The sequence below is a fragment of the Pseudomonas sp. PME37.24/025 genome (genome assembly GCF_055556615.1).
The window spans coordinates 81,811-97,248 of the sequence record NZ_JBVHNK010000016.1; the positions used below are offsets into that span (position 1 = coordinate 81,811).

14 protein-coding genes are annotated in these 15,438 nt (G+C 60.5%); 5 read left to right on the forward strand and 9 right to left on the reverse strand.

Translation table 11 applies throughout. The annotated features are described in order from the left end of the window. Nucleotides 1-118: 118 nt before the first annotated feature. From ACZ3HH_RS25725 to ACZ3HH_RS25750, 6 genes are all read right to left on the reverse strand, one after another. Nucleotides 119-1,483, reverse strand: coding sequence for a heavy metal sensor histidine kinase (locus tag ACZ3HH_RS25725; RefSeq protein ID WP_465808859.1), 1,365 nt, complete (start codon nucleotides 1,481-1,483; stop codon nucleotides 119-121). Further along, a complete protein-coding gene (locus ACZ3HH_RS25730) occupies nucleotides 1,473-2,150 on the reverse strand; it encodes a heavy metal response regulator transcription factor (protein WP_123719467.1) in 678 nt (225 codons plus the stop codon). Before ACZ3HH_RS25730 ends, ACZ3HH_RS25725 begins: the two co-directional genes overlap by 11 nt. 9 nt (nucleotides 2,151-2,159) lie before the next feature. Continuing rightward, nucleotides 2,160-5,261 carry a multidrug efflux RND transporter permease subunit gene (locus tag ACZ3HH_RS25735; RefSeq protein WP_465808861.1) on the reverse strand — a complete coding sequence of 1,034 codons (3,102 nt, stop codon included), beginning with the start codon at nucleotides 5,259-5,261 and terminating at the stop codon, nucleotides 2,160-2,162. Then, on the reverse strand, nucleotides 5,258-6,418 hold the full coding sequence (locus tag ACZ3HH_RS25740) for an efflux RND transporter periplasmic adaptor subunit (RefSeq protein WP_465808862.1): 1,161 nt from the start codon (nucleotides 6,416-6,418) through the stop codon (nucleotides 5,258-5,260). The genes ACZ3HH_RS25735 and ACZ3HH_RS25740 overlap by 4 nt, the downstream gene beginning before the upstream one ends. Nucleotides 6,419-6,802: 384 nt before the next feature. Further along, a complete protein-coding gene (locus ACZ3HH_RS25745; protein ID WP_095051265.1) occupies nucleotides 6,803-7,306 on the reverse strand; it encodes a L,D-transpeptidase family protein in 504 nt (167 codons plus the stop codon). A gap of 65 nt (nucleotides 7,307-7,371) precedes the next feature. Beyond that, nucleotides 7,372-7,923, reverse strand: coding sequence for an NUDIX hydrolase (locus ACZ3HH_RS25750; RefSeq protein ID WP_465808865.1), 552 nt, complete (start codon nucleotides 7,921-7,923; stop codon nucleotides 7,372-7,374). A gap of 146 nt (nucleotides 7,924-8,069) precedes the next feature. On the opposite strand from ACZ3HH_RS25750, the gene ACZ3HH_RS25755 reads away from it, so the two are divergent. The 5 genes from ACZ3HH_RS25755 to purT all read left to right on the forward strand — a co-directional run bounded on the left by ACZ3HH_RS25755 (nucleotide 8,070) and on the right by purT (nucleotide 11,426). Then, the gene (locus tag ACZ3HH_RS25755; protein ID WP_465808867.1) at nucleotides 8,070-8,669 is read left to right on the forward strand and encodes a CoA pyrophosphatase; all 600 of its coding nucleotides are present in this window, start codon (nucleotides 8,070-8,072) and stop codon (nucleotides 8,667-8,669) included. A gap of 68 nt (nucleotides 8,670-8,737) precedes the next feature. Beyond that, the gene (locus ACZ3HH_RS25760) at nucleotides 8,738-9,262 is read left to right on the forward strand and encodes a gamma carbonic anhydrase family protein (RefSeq protein ID WP_462019418.1); all 525 of its coding nucleotides are present in this window, start codon (nucleotides 8,738-8,740) and stop codon (nucleotides 9,260-9,262) included. Then, nucleotides 9,259-9,468 (forward strand): DUF1289 domain-containing protein, encoded by a 210-nt coding sequence (locus tag ACZ3HH_RS25765; protein ID WP_465808869.1) that lies wholly within the window; start codon nucleotides 9,259-9,261, stop codon nucleotides 9,466-9,468. Before ACZ3HH_RS25760 ends, ACZ3HH_RS25765 begins: the two co-directional genes overlap by 4 nt. A 209-nt stretch (nucleotides 9,469-9,677) precedes the next feature. Then, nucleotides 9,678-10,145 (forward strand): 7-cyano-7-deazaguanine/7-aminomethyl-7-deazaguanine transporter, encoded by a 468-nt coding sequence (locus ACZ3HH_RS25770; protein WP_008014742.1) that lies wholly within the window; start codon nucleotides 9,678-9,680, stop codon nucleotides 10,143-10,145. 99 nt (nucleotides 10,146-10,244) lie between these two features. Beyond that, nucleotides 10,245-11,426 (forward strand): formate-dependent phosphoribosylglycinamide formyltransferase, encoded by a 1,182-nt coding sequence (gene purT / locus ACZ3HH_RS25775; protein ID WP_465808871.1) that lies wholly within the window; start codon nucleotides 10,245-10,247, stop codon nucleotides 11,424-11,426. 106 nt (nucleotides 11,427-11,532) lie between these two features. On the opposite strand, the gene ACZ3HH_RS25780 is transcribed toward purT, so the two are convergent. The 3 genes from ACZ3HH_RS25780 to ACZ3HH_RS25790 all read right to left on the reverse strand — a co-directional run bounded on the left by ACZ3HH_RS25780 (nucleotide 11,533) and on the right by ACZ3HH_RS25790 (nucleotide 15,311). Beyond that, nucleotides 11,533-12,849 carry an MFS transporter gene (locus tag ACZ3HH_RS25780; protein WP_465808873.1) on the reverse strand — a complete coding sequence of 439 codons (1,317 nt, stop codon included), beginning with the start codon at nucleotides 12,847-12,849 and terminating at the stop codon, nucleotides 11,533-11,535. 395 nt (nucleotides 12,850-13,244) lie between these two features. After that, nucleotides 13,245-14,486, reverse strand: coding sequence for an HlyC/CorC family transporter (locus tag ACZ3HH_RS25785; RefSeq protein ID WP_465808875.1), 1,242 nt, complete (start codon nucleotides 14,484-14,486; stop codon nucleotides 13,245-13,247). Between the two features lie 12 nt (nucleotides 14,487-14,498). Continuing rightward, nucleotides 14,499-15,311, reverse strand: coding sequence for a cytochrome C assembly family protein (locus tag ACZ3HH_RS25790; protein WP_367372835.1), 813 nt, complete (start codon nucleotides 15,309-15,311; stop codon nucleotides 14,499-14,501). Nucleotides 15,312-15,438: the final 127 nt, after the last annotated feature.

Here is a 15,438-nt window from a genome sequence, read left to right on the forward strand (position 1 = left end):
GCCCCGTTCGGCTGCGAAGCAGTCGTAAATTCAGGCAACTCGGTGGGTGTGAAAGAATGCAGGGGGCCGCTTCGCGACCCAACGGGGGCAAGCCCCCTCGCCACAGGGTTCTGTGTGATCAGACCGGGAGGTGGATGCCGAACGTATTCATCCCATGATCACTGCGCACGAACACATCCCCACCATGCATCAGCGCAATCGCCTTGACGATTGCCAGCCCCAGTCCATGGTTATTGCCGCTGTTGCTGCGCGATGCATCGACCCGGTAGAAGCGCTCGAACAATCGCGGCAGATGCTCATTGGCAATCGGCGATCCCGGGTTGGCGACGCCGATGCTGACCTGATGCTCTTCGACTTCGATCCGTACCTGAATCACTTGCCCGGGCTCGGTGTGCTGCACCGCGTTGCTCAGCAAGTTGATCAGCGCCCGGCGCAGATGGGCGATCTCGATTCGTACCTGCGCATCGCCACTGACCTCGACCTGAACCTGCGCATCTTCAAGAATGAAATCCAGATATTCGAGTGTCGTCGCCACTTCATCGGCCAGTGAGGTGGACGTCAATTTGGTGGCCTTGCTGCCCTGGTCGGCGCTGGCGAGGAATAGCATGTCGTTGATGATCGAGCGCAACCGTTCGAGCTCTTCGAGGTTCGATTGCAGCACTTCAAAATAGTGTTCGGCCGAACGCCCACGGGTCAGTGCAACCTGGGTCTGGCCGATCAGGTTGGTCAGCGGCGAGCGCAGTTCATGGGCCACGTCGGCGTTGAATGATTCCAGCCGCGAGTAGGCCTGTTCGACCCGCTCCAGAGTGGCGTTGAACGAGCTGACGAACTGATCCAGTTCCGGTGGCAATGGCGACAGTTGCAGGCGCCCGGACAACCGCGGCGGCGCCAGGCGCTGGGCTTCCTGCGACAACTTGATCAGCGGCTTGAGGCCGATCCTGGCCACCCAATAACCGAGTAGCGAGGCCAGCAATACACCCACGATCGCCAGGCTGATCAGGGCGATCAGCAAGTGGTGCTGCGTCTCGTAAAAGGTTTCGGTATCGATGCCGATCATGAAGCGCAGCGACGGGCGCTGATCCTTGGCCGGCAGCTCAGTGACCAGCACTTTCAGCGGGTATGGATGGTCAGGCAATTTCATGTCGCGCATGCCCAATGGGCCTTGGGCGAAAGCGCGGATCGGCGCATCGGGTTGGCCGTATTCATAACCGGGATTGCCGCTGACCACCCAAAAGCGAATGCGCTTGTCTTCTTCGCTCAGCAGCTTGAGCTTGGCGTTGATCTTCACCCAATGCTCGGGCGTGCCATAACGGTTGAGCGCTGATTCGAGCACGCTGTAACGCGCATCCAGCTCGGCTTCGGGCAGCAGGCCCAGACCCTTGTCGACCTGTTGATACAGCGCACCGCCGATCAACAGGAACACCAGCAGCGCCACCAGCGTAAACATCCCGCTAAGGCGCAGCGCGATCGAATTACTGGACACCACGGCTCTCCAGCACATAACCCATGCCGCGAATGGTGTGCAGCAACTTCTCTTCGAACGGCCCGTCAAGTTTGGCCCGCAGGCGTTTGATCGCGACTTCGACCACGTTGGCGTCGCTGTCGAAGTTGATGTCCCAGACCATCTCGGCGATGGCGGTTTTCGAGAGGATTTCCCCTTGCCGCCGCGCCAGCACGCTCAGCAGCGAAAACTCCTTGGCGGTCAGGTCCAGGCGAGTGCCGGCGCGGGTAGCCTTGCGGCTGATCAAATCTATCCACAGGTCGGCGATGCTCACTTGCACCGGTTCATGGCCGCCGCTGCGACGGGTCAGCGCTTGCAGGCGCGCCACCAGTTCGAGGAAGGAAAACGGTTTGCCGAGGTAATCGTCGGCGCCATCGCGCAAGCCCTTGATGCGGTCTTCCACCCGCTCGCGGGCGGTGAGCATGATCACCGGCGTTTGTTTGCGAGCCCGCAGCGCACGTAATACGCCGAAGCCGTCGAGGCCTGGCAGCATGACGTCGAGGACAATCACTGCGTAATCGCTTTCCAGCGCCAGGTGCAGGCCTTCGACGCCATCGCCAGCCACGTCTACGGTGTAACCCTGTTCCGTCAGACCACGGTGCAGATAGTCCGCGGTTTTTTCTTCGTCTTCGATAATCAGAACGCGCATGACCCCGCCTCAGTCTGTGGTCGTCAGCGCCGACATCGGTGCTGGTTCAGGTCGATGGAATAATCGTTCGAGCCACAAGTATATGACCGGCGTGGTGAACAGCGTCAGCGCCTGGCTCACCAGCAAACCGCCGACCACCGCGATGCCCAATGGCTGGCGCAGTTCGGCGCCGGTGCCGTAGCCGAGCATCAGCGGCAGGGCACCAAGCAGGGCGGCGAGGGTGGTCATGATGATGGGCCGGAATCGCGTCATACACGCCTCATAGATCGCCTCTTCCGGCGGCAGGCCACGGTTGCGCTGGGCGTCCAGCGCGAAGTCGATCATCAGAATGCCGTTTTTCTTGACGATGCCGATCAGCAGCACCAGCCCGATCAGCGCCATGATCGAAAAGTCCTGGCCGCAGATCCACAGCATGATCACCGCCCCGAGCCCCGCCGAGGGCAGGGTCGAGATGATGGTCAGCGGGTGTACGAAGCTTTCGTACAGAACGCCAAGAATGATGTACACCGCCACCAGCGCCGCCAGAATCAGCCACGGCTGACTGGCCAGCGAACTCTGGAACGCCTGGGCCGCGCCCTGGAAATTACCGCTGATGGCGGTCGGCATACCGATGTCGGTCTTGGCCTGATTAAGCATGATCACCGCATCGCCCAACGCGACGCCGGGCGCCAGGTTGAACGACAGGTTGGCCGCCGGGAACATCCCGTCGTGAGCGATGGACAACGGGCCGATGGTTGGCGCATCGAATTTCGCCAGGGCCGACAGCGGCACCATTTCCCCGCTCAGCGGCGAGCGCAGGTAGAAATAGTTGAGGCTTTCAGCCTTGCCGCGCTGCTTGGTGTCCAGTTCCAGAATCACGTTGTACTGGTTGGTCTGGGTCTGGAACTCGTTGATCTGCCGCTGGCCGAAGGCGTCGTACAGCGCTTCATCGACATCGCTGGCGGTCACGCCGAAACGCGCCGCCGCGCTACGGTCGATGCTGATGTGGGTGATGCTGCCGCCCAGTTGCAGGTCGTTGGAAATGTCGCGGAACGCCGGGTTGCTGCGCAGCTTTTCCGTCAGGCGCTGGGTCCAGGTGCTCAGGAGTGCACCGTCGTTGCTCTTGAGCACGTATTGGTACTGCGCACGGCTCGGGCCGGAGCTGAGGTTGATGTCTTGCCCGGCGCGCAGGTACAGCACGATGCCCGGGACTTTCATCAGCTGTGGGCGAATCCGGTCGATGAATTGGCTGGCGGACACATCGCGGTCGCCGCGTTTTTTCAACGAGATCCAGAACCGCCCGTTGGCGATGGTCTGGTTGCTGCCCGAAACGCCGACCGAGTGTGAGAACGTCTCGACGGCGGGATCGGCGGCGACGATTTCGGCCATCGCCAGGTGTTTTTTCACCATGTCTCCGTAGGAAATATCGGCGGCTGCTTCGGTGGTGCCGAGGACGAAACCGGTGTCCTGCACCGGGAAGAAACCCTTCGGAATGAAAATGTACCCGGCGACCGCCAGGCTCAGGGACAGACCGAATACACCGATCATCAATTTCTGATGGGCGAGGGCGCGGCGCAGGCCTTTCTCATACAGCGCCAGCAAGCGTTCGCCGAAACCCGGTTTGCCGTGGGCGAGATGCACCGGCGCGCGCATGAATAGCGCGGCCAGAGTCGGCGCCAGCGTCAGGGACACCACCACGGAAATCATGATGGTCGAGGTGGCAGTCAGGGCGAACTCCTTGAACAGCCGCCCGACCACGCCGCCCATGAACAGCAGCGGAATGAACGCCGCCACCAGCGAGAAGCTGATCGAGACCACGGTAAAACCGATCTCGCCGGCACCCTTGATCGCCGCCTCGCGCATACCATCGCCGGCCTCCAGGTGACGGTGAATGTTTTCCACCACCACAATCGCATCGTCCACCACAAACCCGACGGACACCACGATCGCCACCAGCGTCAGGTTATTCAGGCTGAAGCCCATGATGTACATCAGGGCAAAACTGGCGATCAGCGACACACCGAGCACCGACGCCACGATCAGGGTCGCTGACAGCTGCCGCAGGAACAGCGCCATCACCGCCACCACCAGCAGGATCGCGATCAGCAGGGTGACCTCTACTTCATGCAACGAAGCGCGGATGGTCTGGGTGCGGTCGATCAACACCTTGACCTGCACCGAGGCCGGCAGCATGGCCTCCAGCGTCGGCAGGGCCGCTTGAATACGGTCCACGGTCTCGACGATGTTGGCCCCCGGTTGCCGGAAAATCACCAGGTTCACCCCCGGCTGACCATCAGCCCAGGCCTGGATGTAGGCGTCTTCCGAACCGTTGACGACTTTGGCCACATCCTTGAGATGAACCGGTGCGCCGTCCTTGTAGGAAACAATCAGCTGACCGTATTCCTGGGGGTGGAACAATTGGTCGTTGGTGGACAAGGTCGAAATGCTCGACTCGCCGTACAACGCACCCTTGGCCAGGTTGAGGCTGGTCTGCTGGATCGCCAGGCGAATGTCCGCCAGGGTCAGGCCGATGGCGGCGAGCTTGTCCGCCGAGGCCTGCACGCGGATCGCCGGACGTTGCTGACCGGTGATGTTGATATTGCCTACGCCGTCGATCTGGCTGATCTGACGGGCGAGCAGGGTTTCCACCAGGTCACTGACTTCGGTGCCGGGCATTTGCGGTGAGTTGATGCTGAGGATCAGCACCGGGCTGTCGGCCGGGTTGACCTTCCTCCAGTTCGGCAGGTTCGGCATGTCCTTGGGCAGTTTGCCGGCGGCGGTGTTGATCGCAGCCTGGACTTCCTGCGCGGCGGTGTCGATGCTTTTGTCGAGGGTGAATTGCAGGGTCAGAATGGTCGAGCCCAGGGCGCTGCTCGAGGTCATCTGGGTCACGCCGGGGATGGCGCTGAATTGCACTTCAAGCGGCGTGGCCACCGACGAGGCCATAGTCTCGGGGTTGGCGCCGGGCAGTTGCGCGGCCACCTGGATGGTCGGGAATTCCGCTTCCGGCAGTGGCGCAATCGGCAGTCGCGGAAAGGCGATGACACCGAGGAGCACCAAGGCAAAGGTCAGCAGGACCGTCGCCACCGGATGATCGATGCACCACGCGGAAATCGAGCCATGGCCCTTCATGGTTTCGGCTCCGATTGCACCACTTGCGGTGGGTCGGTCACTACCTGCACGGTCGAGCCAGGTTTGAGCCGCGACTGGCCGTCGCTGACCAGTACATCGCCCGGTTTCACGCCCTTGATGATGTCCTGGCCGCTGCCTTGATAAACCATCTGCACCTGAACGGCTTCGACCTTGTCGCCATTGACCCGGTAGACGAAATGCTGATCAAGGCCACGCTGTACGACGGTGGGCGGTACCACCAGCGCATTTTTATCCAGCGCTGTCTGAATCTTTACCGTTACCAGCAGGCCCGGCCAGAGTTTCTGTGCGGAGTTGGCGAATTCGGCCTTGGCGCGGATGGTCCCGGTGTTGGCGTTGATCTGGTTGTCGATCAGGGTCAGATGACCTTCACCCAGCAGGTTGCCGGTTTCGCCATCGGTGTCGGCACCAATGTAAGCCTTGACCGGCGTGTGCTGTGGATCGTTGATCAGGCCTTGCAGGGTCGGCAACATTTGTTGCGGCAGGGAAAACTCCACGGCGATCGGGTCGATCTGGGTCACTGTGAACAGGCCTTGGGTGTCAGTCATGCGCAGGAAGTTGCCTTCATCCACTGTGCGAATACCGACGCGACCGGTGACCGGGGAGCGAATCTGTGTGTAGGAAAGCTGTACCAGAGCAGCATCGATCGAGGCCTGGTTGCCTTGGGCGGTGGCTTTGAGTTGATTGACCAGCGCTTGTTGCTGGTCATAGGTCTGCTTGGACACGCCGTCGTCGACACTCAGCAGTTTGTAGCGTTTGAGGTTGACCTGTGCCACTTGCAGTTGCGCCTGGCTTTCGCCCAGTTGCGCCCGGGCCTGGTCGAGGCTGGCGCGGATCGAGCGGTCGTCGAGGGTGGCCAGCAGGTCACCTTTGTTCACCGGTTGGCCTTCCTTGACCAGCAATTGGGTGAGGATGCCGTCGATCTGCGGACGTATGACTACACTGTGCAGCGACAGCACCGAGCCGATGCCGCTGACGTAGCGGGGCACGTCTTTTTCGGCAACGCTGACCACTCGCACGGGGATGGCGGTGGAGGTGGCCAGTTTGGTAGTAGCGGGTTTGGCGGCGTACCACACGCCCAGCGCTGCCAGGACGATCAGAAGGGCGGCGAACAGGGCGATTTTTTTCTGAATTCGCATGCGAGTGGGGCGCCGGGCAGAGTGGTCGGAGTTTTGTCAGGTTTATACCTTCCTTTATAAACCTGTTAGCCCGTCAGGAAGGTGACCGGTAACTGACGGCGCTGTCAGTTTGGACCTCTCTGGATTGATGCTGATTCCGCTGCAGGCACTGCCGAAGGCTGCGATTTTTGAATTTATTTTTCGATGCCGACCGAAGGAAGCGGCCAGATCATGGATGGAAAGCGAAGCTTCTGTGGCGAGGGAGCTTGCTCCCGCTGGGGCGCGAAGCGGCCCTCGATTAGCGAATGCGGTTTCAGATAGAACTTTGGGGCCGCTTCGCAGCCCAGCGGGAGCAAGCTCCCTCGCCACAGAAGCTTCTAGCCAGCCTTGAATTGAAGGTAGCCGTTAAGGGCGAATCTCAATCATCGTGCCGTCCGGCACCAGACCCCAAACCTCTCGCATGTCCATATTGCGCATGGCGATGCAGCCGTCGGTCCAGTCCAACGTATGGAACAAGTCTTCGGGGTTGTCTTCGGTATCCGGGGTGCCGTGGATCATGATCATGCCGCCAGGCTCGACGCCTTCGCGTCGGGCGCGGGCGGAATCGCTGATGTTGGGGTAGGAGATGTGCATCGCCAGGTTGAAACGGTCGCTGATTTTGCGCCAGTCCACCCAATAAAAGCCTTCGGGGGTGCGTTTGTCGCCCTCCATCAGCTTCGGCCCTTTGGGGCGTTTACCCAGGGAAATGCGATAGGTCTTGATCGGCTTGCCATCATTGATCAATTGCAATTGATGGGCTGATTTGAGAACCAGAACTTTTTCGATGACTCTGCCGTCCAGCGTTTCCGCGGAGGAAGCCTGGGTGACAGCGACGAACGACAAGCAAAAAACAGCAAGCAACCAGCGCATTGAAACGATATCCCTGAGAGGTGTCGCGACTATTTATTTTATAGGTGCTTTTATGGGTAGGAGCTTTAAATGATGGCAGGCTGGACCAGCGGCGGGATCGATTCGGACCGCACGGGGTAGACCTCGGTCCGCCGGTCAGCGAAGAAGCATTCTAAGGTACGCCCCACCGTGCGGAAAGCCAGTTCGCCCCAAGGGATGTCGGCTTCTTCGAACAGTTGCACTTCCAGGCTCTCGGGCCCCGCGGAAAAATCCAGGTCCACCAGCTCGGCGCGAAAGAATACATGCACCTGGCTGATGTGCGGCACGTCGATCAGCGTATAGATACTCAGGTTGCGCACCCGGGCACAGGCTTCTTCGGCGGTCTCACGTACGGCGGCCTGTTCGATGGTCTCACCGTTTTCCATGAAACCGGCGGGCAGGGTCCAGTAACCGAGCCGTGGCTCGATGGCGCGCCGGCACAGCAACACCTTCGAACCCCAGGTCGGCACGCAACCGGCGACGATATTGGGGTTCTGGTAATGGATGGTATGACAGCTGTCGCAGACAAAACGCAGGCGCGAATCGCCTTCGGGAATGCGCTGGGTCACCGGGTTGCCGCATTGGCTGCAAAATTTCATGCTTGGGTTCCTGAATGCTGCGCCTATCTTGGCGTGCAGCGGTGTCGGTCGGCAAGTTGTCGTTTCGCGACATGAGGTTGTTCGGGGCTTGGGCGGCCGGTGCGATTGGTGCATGATGCAGGGTAAGGCACAGATCGAGAAGACTCATGCTGGACGAGCTACTGCACCGGGTAAGCAATCACACGCCGCGTACGCTGGAAACCGACCGACGTTTCCCCGAAGCCGCGGTATTGGTGCCTATAACGCGCAGTGACGAACCGGCACTGGTCCTGACCCTTCGCGCCAGCGGGCTCTCGACCCATGGCGGCGAAGTCGCTTTCCCCGGCGGTCGACGCGACCCCGAAGACCCCGACCTGATTTTTACCGCCCTGCGCGAAGCCGAAGAAGAAATCGGTTTGCCGCCGGGGCTGGTCGAAGTGATCGGCCCGCTGAGCCCACTGATTTCCCTGCACGGCATCAAGGTCACGCCCTATGTCGGTGTGATTCCGGATTTCGTCGAATACCTGGCCAACGATGCCGAGATCGCCGCGGTGTTCAGCGTGCCGCTGGAGTTTTTTCGCAAGGACCCGCGCGAGCATACCCACCGCATCGATTATCAGGGCCACAGTTGGTACGTGCCGAGCTACCGCTATGGTGAGTACAAGATCTGGGGGCTGACGGCGATCATGATTGTCGAGTTGATCAACCTGCTCTATGACGCGAAAATCAGCCTGCATCAACCACCCAAGAGTTTTATCAAAACCTGAAGCCATCGCGCGTATGGCGTGAGTCTTTCTTTTCGCTAGTGAGCCTGCCTGGCCTTGAGGGCAATAAGATGAAATACCGCCTGGGCGACGCCCGCGTCGATACCCATCCGCAGAGCTGGGTCGCTCCCAATGCCGTGCTGGTGGGCAAGGTCAAGCTGGAAGAGGGCGCCAACGTCTGGTTCAACGCTGTGTTGCGTGGCGACAACGAACTGATCCTGATCGGCAAGAACAGCAACGTGCAGGACGGCACCGTTATGCACACCGACATGGGCTACCCGTTGACCATTGGCACCGGCGTGACCATCGGCCACAACGCCATGCTGCACGGCTGCACGGTGGGCGATTACAGCCTGATCGGCATCAACGCGGTGATCCTCAACGGCGCGAAAATCGGCAAGAATTGCATCATCGGCGCCAACTCGCTGATCGGTGAAGGCAAGGAAATTCCAGACGGTTCGCTGGTCATGGGCTCACCGGGCAAGGTGGTGCGCGAGTTGACCGAGCCGCAAAAGAAGATGCTCGAAGCCAGCGCTGCGCACTATGTGCATAACGCGCAGCGTTATGCTCGCGATCTGGTCGAGCAGGAAGAATGAGCACCATTGAACGACCGGTTCCATCGCCATGCGTGAACATTTGTGCGCTGGATGAGGATGACATTTGCACCGGGTGTCAGCGCACGGTGGAAGAAATTACCCGCTGGAGCCGGATGGACAACGCAGAACGGCGCAAGGTGTTGGAGTTGTGTCATGAGCGGGCGAAGTCGAGTGGGTTGATCTGGATGTTGCCTTCCAAATCCTGAGTCGTTTGGCGTTTTTGTGGCGAGGGAGCTTGCTCCCGCTGGGCTGCGAAGCAGCCCCCAAACCGACTACGTTCTATCTGACACACCGCGGCCGCTGATTTCAGGGCCGCTACGCACCCCAGCGGGAGCAAGCCCCCTCGCCACAGGTGATCTGTGCGTTGAAGATGAAGTACCCTGTGCACCAAATTGACAGGTATCCCCCCGCCCCCATGCTCTTCCTGATCGCCTACATCAGCAGCGTCGTGCTGATCAATTACGCCTTTTCCAGCGCCCCGCACCTGGACATCATCTGGTCGGCCTGGGGTGGGCTGGTGTTCGTCCTGCGCGACATGGTGCAAACCCGCTTCGGTCACGGCGCGATCGCGGCGATGCTGGTGGCGCTGGTGCTGTCCTATGTCACTTCCGATCCGTCCATCGCCCTGGCCAGTGCCATCGCATTCGCCGTGTCGGAGTGCATCGACTGGCTGGTGTTCAGCATCACCAAGCGTCCATTGCACGATCGCCTGTGGATAAGTTCGGCGCTGAGCATCCCGCTGGACACCTTCATCTTCTTCGGCATGATCGATGCCTTCACTCCGGCCGTGATCCTCACCGCCATGGGCTCGAAGTTCGCAGGTGTGACGGTCGTGTGGCTGATCATGGCCTGGCGCTTGCGTAATCAGGCCGTCGTCAGCTGAAGCCAAACCCTCAGGTTCATGTAAAATGCCGCGCTTTCTCCCCATGGGAAGCGTGCCAGGCACCGCGTCCCTCGATGATCCGCTTCTTGAGGACCTGAGATGACCCGTATCGGAACTCCATTGTCGCCAACCGCGACCCGCGTATTGCTGTGTGGCTGTGGTGAGTTGGGCAAGGAAGTGGTGATCGAGCTGCAACGCCTGGGCGTTGAAGTGATTGCTGTCGATCGCTACGCCAATGCGCCGGCCATGCAAGTCGCCCATCGCAGCCATGTGATCAACATGCTCGACGGCGCCGCCCTGCGTGCAGTGATCGAAGCCGAGAAGCCGGACTTCATCGTGCCGGAAATCGAAGCCATCGCCACCGCGACCCTGGTAGAACTGGAGTCCGAAGGCTTCACCGTGATCCCGACCGCTCGCGCCGCACAGCTGACCATGAACCGCGAAGGCATCCGTCGTCTGGCCGCCGAAGAGCTGGGCCTGCCGACGTCGCCGTACCACTTCGCCGATACCTTCGAGGACTACAGCAAGGCTGTCGAAAATCTGGGTTTCCCATGCGTGGTCAAACCGGTCATGAGTTCCTCGGGCAAAGGCCAGAGCCTGCTGCGCAGCGCCGATGACGTGCGCAAGGCCTGGGATTACGCTCAAGAAGGTGGCCGCGCCGGTAAAGGTCGCGTGATCATCGAAGGCTTCATCGACTTCGACTACGAAATCACCTTGCTGACCGTGCGTCACGTTGGCGGCACTACGTTCTGTGCGCCGGTTGGCCACCGTCAGGAGAAGGGCGACTACCAGGAATCCTGGCAGCCACAAGCGATGAGCCCGGTTGCTCTGGCTGAATCCGAGCGCGTTGCCAAATCCGTGACTGAAGCCTTGGGTGGCCGCGGTCTGTTTGGCGTCGAGCTGTTCATCAAAGGTGATCAGGTCTGGTTCAGCGAAGTTTCGCCGCGCCCGCATGACACCGGTCTGGTGACCCTGATTTCCCAGGACCTGTCGCAGTTCGCGCTGCACGCACGGGCGATTCTGGGCCTGCCGATTCCCTTGATTCGTCAGTTCGGGCCTTCGGCTTCGGCGGTGATTCTGGTGGAAGGGCAGTCGACTCAAACCGCATTCGCCAATTTGGGCGCTGCACTGAGTGAGCCGGATACTGCATTGCGTCTGTTCGGCAAGCCTGAGGTCAATGGCCAGCGTCGGATGGGTGTGGCGTTGGCGCGTGATGAGTCGATCGAGAGCGCACGGGCTAAAGCGACCCGAGCTTCTCAGGCTGTTGTTGTAGAGCTCTAAACCGAGTCGCGCCTATCGCGAGCAGGCTCGCTCCCACATTGAACCGCATTCTTTCTGACAGAGCGTGGTCCCCTGTGGGAGCGAGCCTGCTCGCGATGGCGGTCTATCAGACCACCCGATTCAAATCGTTATGCCGCGTCTCCTTCAGGCACAGCACCGCAATCAAGCTCAGCACCGCCGCCCCCGACACATACCCGCCGACATAACTCAAACCGCCCATCGCCACCAGTTTCTGCGCAAAGAACGGCGCCGCCGAGGCTCCGACAATCCCGCCCAGGTTGTAGGCCGCCGATGCGCCGGTATAGCGTACGTGGGTCGGAAACAGCTCTGGTAGCAGCGCGCCCATCGGCGCAAACGTCACGCCCATCAGAAACAGTTCGATGCACAGAAACAGCGCCACGCCCCAGGTCGAGCCTTGGGTCAGCAGCGGTTCCATCAGGAATCCGGACAGAATCGCCAGCACGCCACCGATGATCAGCACCGGTTTGCGCCCGAAGCGATCACTCGCCCAAGCCGACAGCGGTGTCGCGGCCGCCATGAACAGCACCGCGAAACACAACAGAGCGAGGAAGGTTTCCCGGGTGTAGCCGAGCGTCGACACGCCATAACTCAGCGAAAACACCGTCGAGATGTAGAACAGCGCGTAGCACACCACCATCGAGCCGGCCCCCAGCAGCATCGGCGCCCAGTATTGGCTGAACAGCTCGACCAACGGGATCTTCACCCGCTCCTGGCGCGCCATGGCGTTGGCGAACACCGGGGTTTCGTGGAGTTTGAGGCGTACGTACAAGCCCACCATCACCAGCACGGCACTGAGCAGGAACGGAATCCGCCAGCCCCACGAACGGAACTGTTCGTCGTTCAGGCTCATGGCCAGGGTCAGGAACAGGCCGTTGGCCGCCAGGAACCCGATCGATGGACCGAGTTGCGGAAACATGCCGTACCAGGCGCGCTTGCCTTTGGGCGCGTTCTCCGTGGCCAGTAATGCGGCGCCGCCCCATTCACCGCCCAACCCCAGGCCCTGGCCGAAGCGCAGCACGCAAAGCAGGATCGGCGCCCAGGCGCCAATGCTGTCGTAACCCGGCAGCACGCCGATCAGCGTGGTACACACGCCCATCAGCAGCAGGGAGGCGACCAGTGTCGATTTACGCCCGATGCGGTCACCGAAGTGGCCGAACAGCGCCGAACCCAGTGGTCGCGCAAGGAAGGCGATACCGAAGGTGAGGAACGCCGACAGCATTTGGGCGGTGCCGGAGGTCTGCGGAAAAAACACCGGCCCGATCACCAGCGCCGCCGCCGTGGCATAGACGTAGAAGTCGTAGAACTCGATGGCTGTGCCGATGAAACTCGCGGTGGCTACTCGGGTGGCGGAGTTGGTTGGTTGGACAGGCGCGGTGTCGCTGAACGTTGTGCTGGTCGTCATGCGGTAATCCCTGACAGTCATGTGCCCCAGTGGAGCGAATTATTATGGTCGAATACCCAGGGATGTGGGTTGAGATACGGTCGCTGTTCAAGGTAGGAACAGTCGTCGCAGTGGTGCGGATATTGTCGATGATCTGGCCGGAACCTGCTGCGCGCGGGGTAAGCACGTGGTTCGGCGGGGGCTTGGGTAAGCGGCTTGATTATAGGAAGGCGGCTAATGATTCAACAAGCGGCTTGGAGGATGCGATGGCTTTTGTGGCGAGGGAGCTTGCTCCCGCTCGGGTGCGTAGCGGCCGCAAACGGCTGAATGCATTCTTTCAGAATAATCGCGCTGTCTGTGATCGGGCCTGCTTCGCAGTCCAGCGGGAGCAAGCTCCCTCGCCACAGGGGAACGCGTCAGATTTTGGAAAGGGCAGGCACTGAGCTGGTATGCCAGATCAGCACGCGCGTGACGCGATTGTCTTCCGTCTCCAGAATCTCCAGCCGGTATCGCCCGATCTTCAGGCAAACCGCGCTATCCGGAATCGTTTCCAGCGCCTCGGTCACCAACCCGTTGAGGGTTTTCGGGCCATCGCTGGGCAAGTGCCAGCCAAGGCTTTTGTTCAATTCACGAATCGACGCCGCACCCTCGATGACCAGGCGCCCATCGGCCTGCGGATGGATGTGTGGATTATCCAGGCTGTGCTGGCTTTCGAACTCTCCGACGATTTCTTCGAGAATGTCTTCCAGGGTCACGATGCCCAGCACTTCTCCGTATTCGTCGACCACCATGCCCAAACGCCGCTGCTGCTTGTGGAAGTTCAGCAATTGCAGCTGTAACGGCGTGCTTTCCGGTACGAAGTACGGTTCGTGACTGGCTGCCAGCAGCGCTTCCAGAGTCAGACTTGAATCGGGCAGCAAATGACGGATCTGTCGGGTGTTGAGCACCGCTTCGACCTGGTTGATGTCGCTGTGGAATACCGGCAGGCGGGTGCGCCTGTTATGGCGCAGTTGTTCGATGATTTCTTCGAGGGAATCGTCCAGATTGATTCCGTCGACGTCACTGCGCGGTACCAGAATATCGTTGACCGTGATGTTATCCAGCGCGTGGATACCTGACAGCAAATGCGGGCGACTGGCTGCGTGTTCGTGATCGTCGTGCCGATTTGCCGGTGCCTCGTCTTCGCTTTGCTGCACCACGTTGATTTTGCGGGCGAATGGTCGCATCAGCAGTTGGCTGATGGCATTAAGTAACCAGGCCGCCGGGTAGACAATCTTCAAGGGTATGCCGAGCAGTGTGTTGCCCAGGGTCAGGACGGCATCCGGATAGCGCACGGCAAGGGTGCGCGGCAGGTAGTCGGCGAACACCAACAACACCGCGCTGGCACCGAGGCAGGCAATCCATGGACCGTTTTGTGCCCAGGTGAAAATCGCCAGCAAGGTGCTGATGACCACCACCAGTGCGCGGCACAAGGTGTTGCAGAGGATCAGGCTGCTGAGCGGGAAACTCAGCTTGGCCATGGGTTTGTCGCTCGAGCGCGAGGCCGTGCGCTGGGCCAGCAATTGCTGTTGTGCAATTTCGATGGCGGTAAACAGCCCCGACCATAAAATCAGCAGGGCCAGCACCGCGAGCATCGGCCCTATGGGCAAGTCGTCCATTAATGCCGCCCGTCAGATATGCAGAATGTATTCGCGGACCAGCTTGCTGCCGAAATACGCCAGCATCAGCAGGCAGAAACCGGCAAGGGTCCAGCGGATGGCTTTGTGTCCGCGCCAGCCGAGGCGGTTGCGCCCCCAAAGCAGCACGCTGAACACGATCCAGGCCAGGCACGCCAGCAGGGTTTTATGCACCAGGTGCTGGGCGAACAGGTTCTCGACGAACAGCCAGCCGGAGATCAGCGACAACGACAGCAGGCTCCAGCCGGCCCAGAGAAAACCAAACAGCAGGCTCTCCATGGTTTGCAGTGGCGGGAAGTTCTTGATCAGCCCGGACGGATGCTTGTGTTTGAGCTGATGGTCCTGAACCAGCAGCAGCAACGCCTGGAACACCGCGATGGTGAACATGCCGTAAGCGAGGATCGACAAGAGGATGTGGGCGAGGATGCCTGGTTCTTCGTCAATGATCTGCACCGTGCCGGCGGGGGCGAACTGTGCCAGCAGCACGGTTGCGGCGCCCAGCGGGAACAGCAATAGCAGCAGGTTTTCCACCGGAATCCGCGAGCAGGCCAGCAGGGTCAGGGCGATGACCGCCGCGGCGATCAGGCTGGCGGCGCTGAAAAAGTCCAGGGCCAGGCCGATCGGTGTCAGCAGATAGGTGATCAGGCTGACGCTGTGGGCCAGCACGGCCAGCACGCCGAGCGTGACTAGCAGGCGTTTGTTCGCCTTGGCGCCGGTGGCCAGACGAGTGCCCTGATAAAGGGTCGCAGCGGCGTATAAGCAGGCGGCGGCGAGGGAGGTAAGCAAACTGGGTGACAAGGGGAGCATAAATCCTGTTAGGCAAGCCCGAAAGGCGCTGAGTTTGGCATAGAATCCCCACGGCACGAAAGACCATGCAACCTGACGGCGAGGTGTCCGCCAGACGCAGTCTTCGCTATAATCCGCGACCTGCCCA

Excerpts from the sequence above, each read along its gene's own strand:
- ACZ3HH_RS25730 (WP_123719467.1), bottom strand. The coding sequence starts at position 2,150 with ATGCGCGTTCTGATTATCGAAGACGAAGAAAAAACCGCGGACTATCTG.
- ACZ3HH_RS25735 (WP_465808861.1), bottom strand. The coding sequence starts at position 5,261 with ATGAAGGGCCATGGCTCGATTTCCGCGTGGTGCATCGATCATCCGGTG.
- ACZ3HH_RS25740 (WP_465808862.1), bottom strand. The coding sequence starts at position 6,418 with ATGCGAATTCAGAAAAAAATCGCCCTGTTCGCCGCCCTTCTGATCGTC.
- ACZ3HH_RS25745 (WP_095051265.1), bottom strand. The coding sequence starts at position 7,306 with ATGCGCTGGTTGCTTGCTGTTTTTTGCTTGTCGTTCGTCGCTGTCACC.
- ACZ3HH_RS25750 (WP_465808865.1), bottom strand. The coding sequence starts at position 7,923 with ATGAAATTTTGCAGCCAATGCGGCAACCCGGTGACCCAGCGCATTCCC.
- ACZ3HH_RS25755 (WP_465808867.1), top strand. The coding sequence starts at position 8,070 with ATGCTGGACGAGCTACTGCACCGGGTAAGCAATCACACGCCGCGTACG.
- ACZ3HH_RS25760 (WP_462019418.1), top strand. The coding sequence starts at position 8,738 with ATGAAATACCGCCTGGGCGACGCCCGCGTCGATACCCATCCGCAGAGC.
- ACZ3HH_RS25765 (WP_465808869.1), top strand. The coding sequence starts at position 9,259 with ATGAGCACCATTGAACGACCGGTTCCATCGCCATGCGTGAACATTTGT.
- ACZ3HH_RS25770 (WP_008014742.1), top strand. The coding sequence starts at position 9,678 with ATGCTCTTCCTGATCGCCTACATCAGCAGCGTCGTGCTGATCAATTAC.
- purT (WP_465808871.1), top strand. The coding sequence starts at position 10,245 with ATGACCCGTATCGGAACTCCATTGTCGCCAACCGCGACCCGCGTATTG.
- ACZ3HH_RS25780 (WP_465808873.1), bottom strand. The coding sequence starts at position 12,849 with ATGACGACCAGCACAACGTTCAGCGACACCGCGCCTGTCCAACCAACC.
- ACZ3HH_RS25785 (WP_465808875.1), bottom strand. The coding sequence starts at position 14,486 with ATGGACGACTTGCCCATAGGGCCGATGCTCGCGGTGCTGGCCCTGCTG.
- ACZ3HH_RS25790 (WP_367372835.1), bottom strand. The coding sequence starts at position 15,311 with ATGCTCCCCTTGTCACCCAGTTTGCTTACCTCCCTCGCCGCCGCCTGC.